This is a genomic window from Streptomyces sp. NPDC096132 (assembly GCF_044763345.1).
Taxonomy (GTDB): Bacteria; Actinomycetota; Actinomycetes; order Streptomycetales; family Streptomycetaceae; genus Streptomyces.
Genome location: NZ_JBIWGA010000006.1, coordinates 29,074 through 42,562, shown reverse-complemented (window position 1 = coordinate 42,562; position 13,489 = coordinate 29,074). Strand labels below are relative to the sequence as shown.

General features: G+C 72.4%; 11 protein-coding genes. 4 read left to right on the top strand and 7 right to left on the bottom strand.

What is annotated here, in order from left to right; genetic code table 11:
* Positions 1-3 precede the first annotated feature (3 nt).
* Complete coding sequence (locus tag ACIRF9_RS15830) at positions 4-1,827, top strand: glycoside hydrolase family 15 protein (protein WP_403821357.1); 1,824 nt, start codon at positions 4-6, stop codon at positions 1,825-1,827.
* On the opposite strand, the gene ACIRF9_RS15825 is transcribed toward ACIRF9_RS15830, so the two are convergent.
* Complete coding sequence (locus tag ACIRF9_RS15825) at positions 1,775-3,082, bottom strand: chloride channel protein (RefSeq protein WP_403822409.1); 1,308 nt, start codon at positions 3,080-3,082, stop codon at positions 1,775-1,777. The genes ACIRF9_RS15830 and ACIRF9_RS15825 overlap by 53 nt on opposite strands.
* A 167-nt stretch (positions 3,083-3,249) precedes the next feature.
* On the opposite strand from ACIRF9_RS15825, the gene ACIRF9_RS15820 reads away from it, so the two are divergent.
* The gene (locus ACIRF9_RS15820; protein WP_403821354.1) at positions 3,250-3,675 is read left to right on the top strand and encodes a helix-turn-helix domain-containing protein; all 426 of its coding nucleotides are present in this window, start codon (positions 3,250-3,252) and stop codon (positions 3,673-3,675) included.
* A gap of 5 nt (positions 3,676-3,680) precedes the next feature.
* Positions 3,681-6,047: an ATP-binding cassette domain-containing protein gene (locus ACIRF9_RS15815; protein WP_403821351.1), complete on the top strand. Its 2,367-nt coding sequence runs from the start codon at positions 3,681-3,683 to the stop codon at positions 6,045-6,047.
* Positions 6,048-6,308: 261 nt separating this feature from the next.
* On the opposite strand, the gene ACIRF9_RS15810 is transcribed toward ACIRF9_RS15815, so the two are convergent.
* The 5 genes from ACIRF9_RS15810 to ACIRF9_RS15790 all read right to left on the bottom strand — a co-directional run bounded on the left by ACIRF9_RS15810 (position 6,309) and on the right by ACIRF9_RS15790 (position 12,300).
* The gene (locus ACIRF9_RS15810; RefSeq protein WP_403821348.1) at positions 6,309-8,933 is read right to left on the bottom strand and encodes an FtsX-like permease family protein; all 2,625 of its coding nucleotides are present in this window, start codon (positions 8,931-8,933) and stop codon (positions 6,309-6,311) included.
* Entirely contained in the window at positions 8,930-9,691 is a 762-nt protein-coding gene (locus ACIRF9_RS15805) for an ABC transporter ATP-binding protein (protein WP_403821346.1), read from the bottom strand. The genes ACIRF9_RS15810 and ACIRF9_RS15805 overlap by 4 nt, the downstream gene beginning before the upstream one ends.
* A 43-nt stretch (positions 9,692-9,734) precedes the next feature.
* Entirely contained in the window at positions 9,735-10,160 is a 426-nt protein-coding gene (locus ACIRF9_RS15800; protein WP_403821343.1) for a hypothetical protein, read from the bottom strand.
* A 216-nt stretch (positions 10,161-10,376) separates the two neighbouring features.
* Positions 10,377-11,051 carry a response regulator gene (locus ACIRF9_RS15795; protein WP_403821341.1) on the bottom strand — a complete coding sequence of 225 codons (675 nt, stop codon included), beginning with the start codon at positions 11,049-11,051 and terminating at the stop codon, positions 10,377-10,379.
* A gap of 64 nt (positions 11,052-11,115) precedes the next feature.
* A complete protein-coding gene (locus ACIRF9_RS15790; RefSeq protein WP_403821338.1) occupies positions 11,116-12,300 on the bottom strand; it encodes a sensor histidine kinase in 1,185 nt (394 codons plus the stop codon).
* Between the two features lie 98 nt (positions 12,301-12,398).
* On the opposite strand from ACIRF9_RS15790, the gene ACIRF9_RS15785 reads away from it, so the two are divergent.
* Complete coding sequence (locus ACIRF9_RS15785) at positions 12,399-12,818, top strand: VOC family protein (RefSeq protein WP_403821336.1); 420 nt, start codon at positions 12,399-12,401, stop codon at positions 12,816-12,818.
* On the opposite strand, the gene ACIRF9_RS15780 is transcribed toward ACIRF9_RS15785, so the two are convergent.
* Complete coding sequence (locus ACIRF9_RS15780) at positions 12,794-13,366, bottom strand: YceI family protein (protein WP_403821334.1); 573 nt, start codon at positions 13,364-13,366, stop codon at positions 12,794-12,796. The two genes, ACIRF9_RS15785 and ACIRF9_RS15780, sit on opposite strands and share 25 nt — an antisense overlap.
* Positions 13,367-13,489 lie beyond the last annotated feature (123 nt).

Below are 13,489 nucleotides of genomic sequence, written 5' to 3'. Positions count from 1 at the left end.
GCCATGGATCGCTACCCGCCCATCGCCGAGCACGGACTCATCGGGGACCTGCAGACCGCCGCCCTGGTGACCTCCGAGGGAGTGATCGACTGGTTCGCGGCACCGCGCTTCGACTCCCCGAGCGTCTTCGCGTCCCTGCTGGACCACGACGGCGGCGGACACTTCCTGTTCGCGCCCACCACCCCCGAGGCGACCCGCCGGCAGATCTACTACCCGGACAGCGCCGTCGTCGTGACCCGCTTCCTGTCGCCCGACGGCGTCGGCGAGGTCATCGACCACATGCCGGTCATCCGCTCGCGGACCCCGTCCGACCGGCACACGCTGGTGCGGATCGTGCGGACCGTGCGCGGCACCGTGCGCTACGCCCTGGAGTGCCGTCCCCGCTTCGACTACGCCCGGGCCGGCCACGACCTCGACCTGACCGACGGGCTCGCCGCGTTCCGGGCGCCGGGCACCACCGCGTACCTGCGGGCCACGTTCCCGTTGGAGCGGGACGAGAACGACGTCCGGGCCACGGTCACCCTGGACGCGGGCCAGTCGGCGGCCGCCGTGTTCACCGTGTGCGGCCGGGACGGCGAGCCACCGCCGCCGCCCACCGTGGACTCGGCCGACCAGGACATGTGGGACGCCATCGAGTTCTGGCAGAACTGGGTGCGCACCTCCCGCTACCGCGGCCGCTGGCCGGACATGGTGAACCGCTCCGCCATCACCCTCAAACTGCTCACCTACGCGCCGACCGGCGCCCCGGTCGCCGCCGCGACGATGGGCCTGCCCGAACAGGTCGGCGGGGAACGCAACTGGGACTACCGGTACACCTGGGTGCGCGACGGCTCACTGTCCGTCCGGGCCCTGCTCGACCTGGGATTCGTGGAGGAGGCCGCCCAGTTCGTCCGCTGGCTCGGGGACCGGCTGCGCGACCGCGCCGGATCGGGCGGGGAACCGCTGCAGATCATGTACCGGGTCGACGGGGACCCGCAGCTGGCGGAGGAGACCCTCGACCACTTCGAGGGCTACCGCGGCTCCAGGCCCGTACGCGCCGGGAACGGGGCCGCCGACCAGCTCCAGCTGGACATCTACGGCGAGGTCTTCTACGCCATGTCCGAGGGCATCGAGGAGATCGGCCAGCAGGTGGGCTACCACGGCTGGAAGGGACTCTCCCGGCTGATGGACTGGCTCACCGAGCACTGGGACCGGCCCGACGAGGGCGTCTGGGAGACCCGCGGCGGACGCAAGGACTTCACCTACAGCCGGGTGATGTGCTGGGCGGCCCTGGACAACTGCCTCAAGATGGCCGAGAAGTTCAGACGGCCCGCCGACACCCAGCGCTGGACCCGGGCCCGGGACGCGATCCTGGAGGAGGTCATGGAGCGCGGCTGGAGCCAGAAGGAGCAGGCCCTGGTCCAGCACTACGGCGGTGACGTCCTGGACGCCTCGCTGCTGCTCGCCCCCCGGGTGGGCTTCATCGCCCCGCGCAGTCCCGGCTGGCTGTCCACCCTCGACGCCATCGACCAGCGGCTGGTCTCCGACAGCCTGGTCTACCGCTACGACCCGGCGGCCTCCCCCGACGGACTGCGCGGCTCGGAGGGCACGTTCAGCCTGTGCACCTACCTCTACGTCGACGCCCTCGCCCGGTCCGGCCGGCTCCCGCAGGCCCGCTACACGTTCGAGAAGATGCATTCGTACGCCAACCACGTCGGCCTGTTCGCGGAGGAGATCGGCCCCAGCGGCGAGCAACTGGGCAACTTCCCGCAGGCGTTCACCCACCTGTCGCTCATCATGGCCGCGGCGACCCTGGACGAGGCGCTCGACCGGCAGGCCGCTCGCTGAACGCGGGGATCGGCGGGCCCTGCGGCAGCAGCTGGGCGACGACGAACGACACGACGGCGGCCAGCACCACCAGCGCCACCGTGTCCACGTTGCCCAGCAGCAGCACGACCAGGACCACACTGCTGACGGGCACCCGCAGCGCCGCGGTCACCGAGGCCGCCATCCCGACCGCCATCGCCGGCACCAGGCCGAGCCCGGGCAGCGGCGCCAGCAGGGCCCCGGCCGCCCCGCCCAGGAACAGCGCGGGGAAGACGGGGCCACCGCGCAGGCTGCCCAGACAGAACGCGTAGGCGAGGCCCTTGAACGCCAGCACCGCGACCAGGGCGCCCACCGACCAGGCGTGCGGGTCCTGCGCCAGCTCGCCCAGGGTGGTCTCCCCGGACAGGGCGGCCTCGGCCGGCGAGCGGCCGGTGGTGACCGCGTAGAGCGTGATGCAGCCCCCCGCTCCCAAGGCGCACAGGGTGGTGTTCCGTACGGTCCGCGTCGCCACGAAACCGGCCGCGTACCGTCCGCCCACGAACACCCAGTGGACGAAGTACGCGAGGACCGGCGCGATCAGCAGAGCCCACAGCACGTCCGCCCAGTCGAGCGGCGGCGGCGTCGGCAGCCCGATGTCCAGGCTCCCGGTCTCGAAGCCGGTCCAGTGGACGAACCCGGTGAAGATCAGGTCACCGACCCCGCTGGCCAGCAGGGCCGGCAGCATCACCGCGAACAGCTGTGGACCGCCCACCCCGGCCACCTCCATCAGCAGCACCGCGCCCACCAACGGGTTCCCGAAGAGCGCCGAGATCGACGCCGCGGCGCCGGCCGCACCGAGCAGTCCGGCGCTCGCCTCGGTCTGCGGCGCCCGGGTCAGGCTCGCGAACAGCAGCGCCAGACCGCCGCCCATGGCGATCAAAGGCGCCTCGGGCCCGAGCACGACCCCGAGCGGCAGACCGACCAGCGCGGCCACGAGGACACCGGGCAGGGCCTCCTTGGTGACCCCGCCCGCGTGCAGCCCGCCCGCCGGGATGTGTCCGCCCCGCCCGGGCAGCCGCGCGACCACCAGACCCACGAGGAGCCCGGCCACCGTCAGCAACGGCAGCCCCCACCACCAGGGCGCCTCGTCCCAGCCCAGGTCCCGGGGCCAGTCCGTCCAGATCAGCTCCTCCAGCTCGTGGACCGCCACGAGGAACCAGAACGCGACCAGCGCCACCGGGACACCGATCAGTCCGCAGAACACCAGCGCCCTGAGGTACTCCGGCCGACGCAGCATGGTCCGCAGCACGTCGGCTTCCTGGGGCTGGTTTCCTCCTGTGCGTTCGCCCTTGTTCACGCCCTTGTTTACGCCCATAACAGAACGAAACCATCAGTAACCTCCCGTATTGTCCGCCGCCACGCCGTCGGCCCCTGCGGCGCCCGCCCCTGTGGGAGGGTGGTCCCGTGGAGTTGGAGGACCTCGCCCGGCTGCGCCGGGCCCGCGACGCGATGGACCGCGACTACGCCGAGCCGCTCGACGTCCCGGCCCTGGCGCGGGTCGCCCTCATGTCGCCCGGCCACTTCTCCCGCAGCTTCCGCGCCGCCTTCGGGGAGACCCCGTACAGCTACCTCATGACCCGCCGGATCGAGCGCGCCAAGGCGCTGCTGCGGCGGGGCGACCTGACGGTCACGGAGGTCTGCTTCGCCGTCGGCTGCACCTCGCTCGGGTCGTTCAGCTCGCGGTTCACCGAGCTGGTCGGCGAGACCCCGAGCGCCTACCGGGCCCGCAGCCATGACGAGGGCGCCGACGTCCCGGCCTGCTACGCCAAGATCCATACGCGGCCGGTCAGGAATGGAGAAGCGAAAGCGGGGCCCCCGCCCGTAGCGTGAGCCGCATGGCCCTCACCGTGGAACCGCACCTCGCCGACAGTCACGATCTGATCCGTGTGCACGGCGCGCGCGTGAACAACCTCAAGGACGTCAGCGTCGAGATCCCGAAGCGCCGCCTCACGGTGTTCACCGGCATCTCCGGCTCGGGCAAGAGCTCGCTGGTGTTCGGCACGATCGCCGCGGAGTCGCAGCGGCTGATCAACGAGACGTACAGCGCGTTCGTGCAGGGCTTCATGCCCACCCTGGCCCGGCCCGAGGTCGACGTGCTCGACGGGCTGACGACGGCGATCATCGTCGACCAGCAGCGCCTGGGCACCGACCCCCGCTCCACGGTCGGCACCGCCACCGACGCCCACGCGATGCTGCGCATCCTCTTCAGCCGGCTCGGGACCCCGCACATCGGCCCGCCCAGCGCCTTCTCCTTCAACACCGCCTCGGTCCACGCGAGCGGCGCGATCACCGTCGAGCGCGGCGCCCGGAAGGCGGTGAAGGCGACGTTCTCCCGCCTCGGCGGCATGTGCCCGCGCTGCGAGGGCCGCGGCTCGGTCACCGACATCGACCTGACCCAGCTGTACGACGACAGCAAGTCCCTCAACGAGGGCGCCCTCACCGTCCCCGGCTACAGCATGGACGGCTGGTACGGCCGCATCTTCAAGGGCTCCGGCTTCTTCGACCCGGACAAGCCGATCCGCCGGTACACCAAGCGGGAGTTGCACGACCTCCTCCACAAGGAGCCGACCAAGATCAAGGTCGAGGGCATCAACCTCACCTACGAGGGACTGATCCCGAAGATCCAGAAGTCGATGCTGTCCAAGGACGTCGACGCGCTGCAGCCGCATGTGCGCGCGTTCGTGGAGCGGGCGATGACCTTCACCGTCTGCCCCGACTGCGACGGCACCCGCCTCGGTGAGGGCGCCCGCTCGTCGAAGATCGACGGGCTGAGCATCGCCGACGCCTGCGCGATGCAGATCAGCGACCTCGCCGGCTGGGTCCGCACGCTGTCCGAGCCGTCGGTGGCGCCGCTGCTCACCGCACTGCAGCAGACCCTCGACTCCTTCGCGGAGATCGGCCTCGGCTACCTCGCCCTCGACCGGCCGGCGGGCACCCTCTCCGGCGGCGAGGCACAGCGCGTGAAGATGATCCGCCACCTCGGCTCCTCCCTCACCGACGTCACCTACGTCTTCGACGAGCCCACCACCGGCCTGCACCCCCATGACATCCAGCGGATGAACGACCTGCTGCTGCGGCTGCGGGACAAGGGCAACACGGTGCTCGTCGTGGAGCACAAGCCGCAGGTGATCGCGATCGCCGACCACGTCGTCGACCTCGGCCCCGGCGCCGGCACGGCGGGCGGCACCGTCTGCTTCGAGGGAACCGTCGAGGGGCTGCGGTCCGGCGACACCGTCACCGGCCGCCATCTCGACGACCGGGCCGCCCTCAAGGAGTCGGTCCGCACACCGACCGGGAAGCTGGAGATCCGCGGCGCCACGACCCACAACCTCCGCGGCGTCGACGTCGACATCCCGCTCGGCGTACTGACCGTCGTCACCGGCGTCGCGGGCTCCGGCAAGAGCTCCCTGATCCACGGCTCGATCCCCGCCGGCGAGGGCGTGGTCTCGGTGGACCAGGCGCCGATCCGCGGCTCGCGACGCAGCAACCCGGCCACCTACACCGGACTGCTCGACCCGATCCGCAAGGCGTTCGCCAAGGCCAACGGCGTCAAGCCGGCCCTGTTCAGCGCCAACTCCGAGGGCGCCTGCCCCACCTGCAACGGCGCCGGCGTCGTCTACACCGACCTGGCGATGATGGCCGGCGTCTCCACGACCTGCGAGGACTGCGAGGGGCGGCGCTTCCAGGCGGCGGTCCTCCACCACCATCTCGGCGGCCGGGACATCACCGAGGTGCTGGCGATGTCGGTGACCGAGGCCGAGGAGTTCTTCGGCGCCGGCGAGGCGCACACCCCGGCCGCGCAGCGGATCCTCGCCCGGCTCGCCGACGTCGGCCTCGGCTACCTGACCCTCGGTCAGCCGCTCACCACCCTCTCCGGCGGCGAGCGGCAGCGCCTCAAGCTGGCCACCCACATGGCCGACAAGGGCGGCATCTACGTCCTCGACGAGCCGACCGCCGGCCTCCACCTCGCCGACGTCGAGCAACTCCTCGGCCTCCTCGACCGCCTGGTCGACTCCGGCAAGTCGGTCATCGTCGTCGAACACCACCCGGCGGTCATGGCCCACGCCGACTGGATCATCGACCTCGGTCCCGGCGCGGGCCACGACGGCGGCCGCATCGTCTATGAGGGCACCCCCACCGACCTGGCAACAGCTCACTCGACCCTCACGGGCGAACACCTCGCGGCGTACGTGGGAGCCTGAGCCGACGTCAGCGGGCGTGAGCCCGCGAGTCGGCGGGGGCGGGCCCGAGTCGGCCGAGCCCGCCCGAGTCGGGCTGCCCGAGTCGGCCCGCCCCCGAGTTGGCTGGGGCGGGAGGCCGTGGTGGGGGTCGGGATGAGACCGTCCTGGCCTCCGCCGCCGCGGCTCGGGCCCGAGTCGGGCCGAGCCTGTCCGAGTTGGCCCAGGTTGGACAGCGTGGCGGGCCGGGACGGACCTGACCGGCCCGGCCCGCCGCTACGCGGCTCACTCCGTGTCGCCCAGCGCCGTCATCGGGGTGGCGTGGGTTGTGTGGCGGGCGGGGAGTAGGGCGGCGAGGGCGGTGAGGGTGGTGAGGCCGGTGAAGAGCAGGAGGAGGTGGGTGGCCGGGAGGCGTAGGGGGGCCTCGCTGAGGGTGTTGCGGACGAGTAGCCAGGCGTAGGGGACGCCGAGGGCCAGGCCGAGGACGCCGCCGAGGACGCCGTACAGGCCGGCCTCCAGGGTGATGGTCCGGCGCAGTGCGCCGCCGCCCAGGCCCAGCGCGCGCAGCAGCCCGAACTCACGGGTGCGTTCGATCGCGGTCAGGCTGGTGGTCGTGGTGACGCCGACGACCGCGATGAGGACCGTCAGGGCGACGAGCCCGAGGGCGGTGGTGAGGAGGGTGTCGACCATCTCCCGGCCGTTGTCCCGGGATTCGGCCAGGACCTGCAGGCCGGCCTCGTCGGGGTCGGGGACGTGTGTCCGGATCAGGGTCTCCAGCGCCCGGTGCGCCTCGCCCCGGGCGGCGAGGCCCGCGCCGGCCGCGTCGGCGAGGACGCCGGTCGCGTGTGCGGGGGCGCCCAGCCGGTCGAGGTCGGCGGGGGCGACGAGGACGTCCGCCTGGAGCGGCCCGTCGCCGGGCAGGGTGGCGGCGACGGTCAGCCGGAGACCGTTGCCGCGGGCCGGGAGGGTGAAGGTGTCGCCCGCCCGCACCCCGAGGGTCTCGGCCAGGTCGGATCCCAGCACCGCGCTGCCCGGGCCCAGGGCGCCGAGGGAGCCGGTGACGGTGTCGATGTCCTTGGCGGTGGGCAGGGCGTCCGGATCCAGGTCGTACGCGTCGAACTCCCTGTCGCCGAGGGTCACCGTGAGGGTGCGGTAGCCGGTGACGTGGGCGAGTTCGCGCGAGACGGCGAACTGCCGGACCGTGGCGGCGTCCCAGCCCTTGGCGTCGGCCGAGACGTTGAAGTCGGCGGGGGCGGTGACGGCGGCGTCACGTTCCACGTAACCGTTGAGGCAGGCCACGCTGACGAGGGCACCGGAGACCAGCGCGACCCCGAGGGCGACGACCACGGAGACGGCCGCGGCCCGGCGCGGGGCGCCGCCGACACCGCCGACGGCCAGCCGACCGGTGGTGCCCAGCCGGCGCATCGGCCACCCGGCCACGCTCAGCACGGGGCGGACCAGCACCGGACCGAGCGCGATCAGCGCCAGGAAGGCGAGGCCCGCCGAGGCGACGGTGGCCATCATCCCGAAGTCGCGGTCGTAGTCCTGTTGTCCCGGCTGGGGCAGGTCGAGGGCGAGCAGGACGGCGAGGCCCGCGGCCAGGGCCCCGAGGAGGATTCCGACGGTGAGCCGGGCGGGGTGGATCCGGCGTTCGCCCGGGACGGTGCCCGCGGCGCGCAGCGCCTGCAGCGGTGACACCCCGGCCGCCGACAGGGCGGGGGCGAGCACCGCGCCGACCGTCACCAGCACCGCCCCCACGACCACCAGCACGGCGTACGACAGGGGCGACCCCGGCGCGGACAGCTCCCGGCCCGCGAGGAGACGGGCCGCCGACGGGGCGAGGTGCCCGGCGCCCAGCGCCAGCAGCACCCCGATCGAGCCCGAGACCGCGCCCACCAGGGCACCCTCGACGGCGAGCGCGGTCACCAGCCGGCCCTGCGGGGCGCCGATGGCGCGCAGCAGCGCCAACTGCCGCAGCCGCTGCGCGAAGACGATACGGAAGGTGGAGGTGGCGACCAGGGCGGCGGCACCCACCGCCACGGCCAGGAACACGGAGATGAGCCGGAAGATCTCCGCGAGGTCCCCGCCCACCGCCTCGCGTTCCTCCTGGGCCCGCACGGCACTGCCGGACCGGAGCACCGCACCGGGGGACGTCCTGTCGAGCACGGCCCGCACCCGCTCGGACAGTTCGGCCGCCAGGACACCGTCCTCGGCCCGGATGTCCACGCGCGGATAGCCCTGCGACTGCCCGTACGGCAGGAGGTGCGCGTCGGTGGCGTACCCGCCGGCCTGCTGCTCGGCGGTCGCGGTGCTCTTCACCACGCCGGTCACGGTGAAGGTGACCTTCCGGAGCCTCTCCGGATTCTGCGGGTCGGTCAGCAGCAGGGTGGTGCGGCTGCCGGGGGAGAGCTCCAGTTCCTCGGCGGCGCGACGGTTGACCGCGATCTCGCGGGCGCCGTCGGGATAGTCGCCCTCGACGAGCCGGACGCGGGACAGCGGTCCGCCACCGGGGTCGGACTCGAGGTTCAGATAGCGGTCGAACCGTCCGGCGATCGACCCGCCGGCGTCCACGCGCCCCGTGGCCTCGGCCACCCCGGGCAGCGCGCGGATCCGCTTCAGCGCGGCCGCGTCGAAGTTGGTCCCCGTGTCCTCGTCGGGGGTCGCGACCAGGCCGACCCCCTCGGGGGTGCCACGGAAGCGGTCGAGAGTGGTGTGCACCGTGATCTGCTGGGCCATGACGGTCGCGAAGACCACGAACGCGGCCACCAGGACCGACAGTCCGGTGGTCAGCAACCGGCCCGGCCGCCGCAGCAGTTCGGCCAGCTGCGACCCCAGGACACTCGCGCGCCAGGAGGGGGTCGCCGAGGGGGTCGTAGGGGGAGTCGTCGTGGGGGGCGTCGGACGGGTCATCGGTCCCACCTCACGGTTCCCACGCTCTGCAGGGCCCGCGCGACGTCGGCGCCGCCCGCCGTGTCGACGTCGTCCACCACGCGTCCGTCGGCGAGGACGAGCACGCGGTCGGCACAGGCGGCGGCACGCGGGTCGTGCGTCACCATGACCACGGTCTGGCCGAGGTCGCGCACGGAGCGGCGCAGGAAGTCCAGGACCTCGGTGCCCGACCGCGAGTCCAGGTTGCCGGTGGGCTCGTCGGCGAACACCACGGCGGGCCGCGCCACCAGGGCCCGGGCCAGCGCCACCCGCTGCTGCTGCCCACCGGAGAGCTCACCGGGCCGGTGGGACATCCGGTCGCCGATGCCGAGCACACCGACGAGATGGTCCAGCAGTTCACGGTCCAGGCGCCGGCCGGACATCGTCACCGGCAGCGCGATGTTCTCCAGGGCGGTCAACTGGGGCAGCAGGTTGAACGACTGGAAGACGAAGCCGACCTTGTCCCGCCGTACACGGGTCAGTGCCCGGTCGGACAGACCGGTCAGCTCCGTACCGTCCAGCACCACCCGGCCCGAGGTGGCCGCGTCCAGCCCGGCCAGACAGTGCATCAACGTCGACTTGCCCGAGCCGGACGGGCCCGCGATCGCCGTGAAGCGGGCCCGGGCGAAGCCGACGGTCACCCGGTCCAGGGCCCTGATCTCCGTCTCGCCCTGCCGATAGATCTTGACCAGATCCGCGGCGGCGGCGATGTTCCCGTCATCGGTCGCGGGTTTTTTCATTTCCTGCGCCATAGCCATGAGCCGAATACCTTTTCCGCGGAGTTCAGGAGGCGAGCGGCGGGAACGTGATCGCGACCTTCGCGTCCGCGCAGTGTTCGTTGGCCTTGTCCGACAGCTTCAGCACCTGCTTGTCCGACGGGGGAGTCCCCTCGCCCCTCGCCTTGTCGGTCGCCCACTCCTCGTACTGGGCGACGTTGAAGCCGAGGTAGCCGTCCTTCATCCGCGCCCTGCGCATCTTCATCGTGTCCTGCTCCCACTTGTCGACGGCCACCTTGTCGCCGGGGAGCTTCTGGGCGTCGTCGACGATCTGCTGCGCCAGCGCGCAATCGGCCTTGGAGGCCTGGCTGGGCCGGTTGCGCTCCTGCCACCAGAAACCGGCGGCGGTCGCGAGCACGGCGGAGAGTGCGAGGACGAGGGAGCCGAGGACGATTGCCTTGGTCCTGCGGGGGCGGGTGGCGACAGCGGACATGATGACCTCCGAGAAGCAATTCGAGAAATCCGGGAAATCCGGAAACCGGGAAATCCGGGTAGTCCGGGAAATCCGGGGAACTGAAGAGAATTCTCGGAGAGCGGGCGGCTCGGCACATCGGCTCGGAACCTGATTCCCGCGCGGTGGACGTGCAACCGCAGTCAGAGGGCGGGACTACGACCGCGGTCGCAGTCCCGGTTCCTTCGGCGCCCGTGGTCAGCTCGCGGGGCTGACGAGCCCCGAGTCGTAGGCGAAGATCACGGCTTGCACCCGGTCCCGCAGGTCCAGCTTGGTGAGGATCTTGCCCAGGTGGGTCTTCACGGTCGCCTCCGCGATGAACAGGCGGGTGGCGATCTCGCCGTTGGACAGCCCCTCGGCGACCAGGCCGAGCACCTCGCGTTCGCGGGTGGTCAGCAGGTCCAGCCGCTCGTCGTGGCGGGGTGACGGCGTCAGACGGCCCGCGAACCGGTCCAGCAGCTGACGGGTGACGCGCGGGGCCACGACGGACTCGCCGGCCGCCACGACCCGGATCGCCGCGACGACCTCCTCGGGCGGTGTGTTCTTCAGCAGGAAGCCGCTGGCCCCGGCCTGCAGCGCGGCGAACGCGTCCTCGTCGGTGTCGAAGGTGGTCAGCACCAACACCCGCGGACCGTCCGGTAGTTCACTGAGCCGCTGGGTCGCCTCGACCCCGTCCATGACCGGCATACGGATGTCCATGATGACGACGTCGGCCTCGGTGCGGGCCAGCAACGCCAGGGCGTCCGCGCCGTTCTCCGCCTCGCCCACCACCTCGACGTCGCTCTGCGCGGCCAGCACCATCGCGAACCCCGCCCGGATCAGCGGCTGGTCGTCCACCACGACGACCCGGATGGGCCTGCTCATGTCATTCATGGAGTCGTTCCATTCATACAGTCGCCTCATTCATACAGTCGCCTCATTCATACAGTCCCCTCATTCATGCAGTCGTCCTCACCGGGAGCTCCGCGTCGACCTGCCATCCCGCGCCCAGGCGCGGCCCCGCGGTGAAACGGCCGCCGGACACCTCCACCCGCTCGCGCATGCCCACCAGCCCGTTCCCGCCACTGGCCCGCCCCGCCGCGGACCGGGGGCCGGCCCGCCGGCCGGCCCCGTCGTCGACCACGCTGACCAGGACGGCGTCCTTGTCGAAGCGCAACGCGATCGCGACCTGCGCGCCCGGACCGGCGTGCCGCAGCACGTTGGTCAGGCTCTCCTGGACGATCCGCAGCACGGTCAGCCCGTCCGCCGTCGACAGCCCGCCCCGGTCCCCCTCGACGGCCAGGTCCACCTTCAGCCCCGCGGCGCGGGCCCGCTCGGCCACCGTCTCCAGGTCGTCCAGCGAGACGCGGCGACGCCCGGTGTCCGTGTCCGGCGCCTGGCCGGGGCTCCGGCCGGTGCGCAGCACCCGCACGATCCGGTGCATGTCCTCCAGCGCGTCACGGCCGGTGTCGGCGATCGCCTTCAGTGCCGAACCCGCCTTCTCCGGGTCCGACTTGAGGGCGTAGCCGGCCCCGTCGGCCTGAAGGATCATCACCGCCAGACTGTGGGCCACCACATCGTGCAGCTCCCTGGCGATCTCCGCGCGCTCCTCGGCGGCCGCGAGCCGCACCAGGTGCTCCCGCTCCCGCTCGGCGGTGGCCGCCCGCGCCTCCAGGCTGGCCACGTACAGCTGACGGGTCCGCAGCACCATGGCGGTCAGCCACACGGCCGCGCAGACACCGCCGAAGGCGAGGATGTCGGCGAAGCTCTCGGTCACCGGCCCGCCGAACGGCAGCAGCCCGCCGAACGCCACCACCGAGCCGAGCAGGACGACCGCGCCCGCCGCGTAGGCATGCCACATCGTCCGGGTGTGGGTGACCACCGAGACCATCGCGACGAGCAGCGCCAGGTCGTAGGCGGCCAGGTCGGTCGCCACCAGGTACTGGACCACCGCGAGCCCCGCGACCAGGCCCATCACCAGCATCGGCCGACGCCGCCGGAACAGCAGCGTCAGCGCCATCGACCAGCCGATGAGCCGGTCGCTCTCCCCTTCGTAGCGCCAGGCCACCCAGCTCACCAGCACCGCGATCGCGACGTCGTACGCCACGGGGAACCACGGCAGAGCCTGTAGGCGGCGCAACATGGCCCACAGGCTACGACACGCCACCGCGGAGGGCGGCGGCCCCCAAAGCCCCGCGGGAGCCCTTGAGGTCACTCGCCCTTGCCCGATTGGATGACAGCATGCGCGGACGACCCGGGCACGATCCCGGAACGCCTCGCCCGTCGAGGCACGACTGGTGGGGTGTCGTGCTGGAGGCCCCCGACCCGCGGGCGCTGGCACGTTTCTACTCGGAGCTGCTGGGCTGGGAGATCGCCAGGGAGGACCCCGACGGGGCGGCCGTCGCGCCGCCGGAGGGAGTGGCCTACCTCGCCTTCCAGTTCTCGGACCGCCATGTCCCGCCGGTCTGGCCCGCCGAGGAAGGCGCCCAACGCATCACGGCGCACCTGGACTTCGAGGTCGTGGACCTGCGTGCCGCCGTGGCCCACGCCCTCGAACTCGGCGCACGGGAGGCCGGCCACCAGCCGCAGGACAACGTCAGGGTCCTGCTCGACCCGGCCGGCCACCCCTTCTGCCTCTACCTGGACACCGACGACGACTGACGCCACGAGGCGGCGCGGCGGACCGCGGCTATGTCGAACTCCAGCGTCACCTTGTCGCCGACCATGCCCGCGGCCCCGTCGACGCCCCAGTCCCCGCGGCTGATGGTCGCCCTGCCCGTGAAGGCGACCCGGTGGGTGCCCCGTGGGTCGTTCTCGGCGCCGGTCAGCTCGAAGTCCACGGTGACCGGCCTGGTCGCACCGCGGACGGTCAGGTCGCCGGTGACCTTGAAGCGGGTCCCGTCGATCTGTTCCACCCGGGTCGAGGCGAAGGTGACGGCCGGGTGGCCGTCCCCGTCGAGGAAGTCGGGGCCGCGCAGATGGTCGTCGCGCTTGCGGTTGCGGGTCTGGACGCTCTTCGCCCGGATCGTGAGCCGGGCGGTGGACCTCGCCGGGGCGTCGCCGTCCAGGTGCGCGCTGCCCTCGAACTCCTCGAACCACCCGCGCACCCTGCTGATCAGCGCGGCCCGCGCGGTGAAGCCGATGCGTGTGCGGGCGGTGTCGAGGACGTAGTCGCCGGTCAGTTCGCCGAGCCTGGTCGTGGTGGTCATACCTGGTCACTCCTGGGGGAGGGAAGGGAACGCTCTCCCCGGTACGACGACACGGCACCGCGGAATGTGAGGAGACGCGGCGGCCTCACACTGCGGTGCGCTGTTTCGTCGTACCGATGAGGG

What these genes read in the sequence shown, in the direction of transcription:
- ACIRF9_RS15830 (WP_403821357.1), top strand. Translation starts at nt 4, where the DNA reads ATGGATCGCTACCCGCCCATCGCCGAGCACGGACTCATCGGGGACCTG.
- ACIRF9_RS15825 (WP_403822409.1), bottom strand. Translation starts at nt 3,082, where the DNA reads ATGCTGCGTCGGCCGGAGTACCTCAGGGCGCTGGTGTTCTGCGGACTG.
- ACIRF9_RS15815 (WP_403821351.1), top strand. Translation starts at nt 3,681, where the DNA reads ATGGCCCTCACCGTGGAACCGCACCTCGCCGACAGTCACGATCTGATC.
- ACIRF9_RS15810 (WP_403821348.1), bottom strand. Translation starts at nt 8,933, where the DNA reads ATGACCCGTCCGACGCCCCCCACGACGACTCCCCCTACGACCCCCTCG.
- ACIRF9_RS15805 (WP_403821346.1), bottom strand. Translation starts at nt 9,691, where the DNA reads ATGAAAAAACCCGCGACCGATGACGGGAACATCGCCGCCGCCGCGGAT.
- ACIRF9_RS15800 (WP_403821343.1), bottom strand. Translation starts at nt 10,160, where the DNA reads ATGTCCGCTGTCGCCACCCGCCCCCGCAGGACCAAGGCAATCGTCCTC.
- ACIRF9_RS15795 (WP_403821341.1), bottom strand. Translation starts at nt 11,051, where the DNA reads ATGAATGACATGAGCAGGCCCATCCGGGTCGTCGTGGTGGACGACCAG.
- ACIRF9_RS15790 (WP_403821338.1), bottom strand. Translation starts at nt 12,300, where the DNA reads ATGTTGCGCCGCCTACAGGCTCTGCCGTGGTTCCCCGTGGCGTACGAC.
- ACIRF9_RS15785 (WP_403821336.1), top strand. Translation starts at nt 12,399, where the DNA reads ATGCGCGGACGACCCGGGCACGATCCCGGAACGCCTCGCCCGTCGAGG.
- ACIRF9_RS15780 (WP_403821334.1), bottom strand. Translation starts at nt 13,366, where the DNA reads ATGACCACCACGACCAGGCTCGGCGAACTGACCGGCGACTACGTCCTC.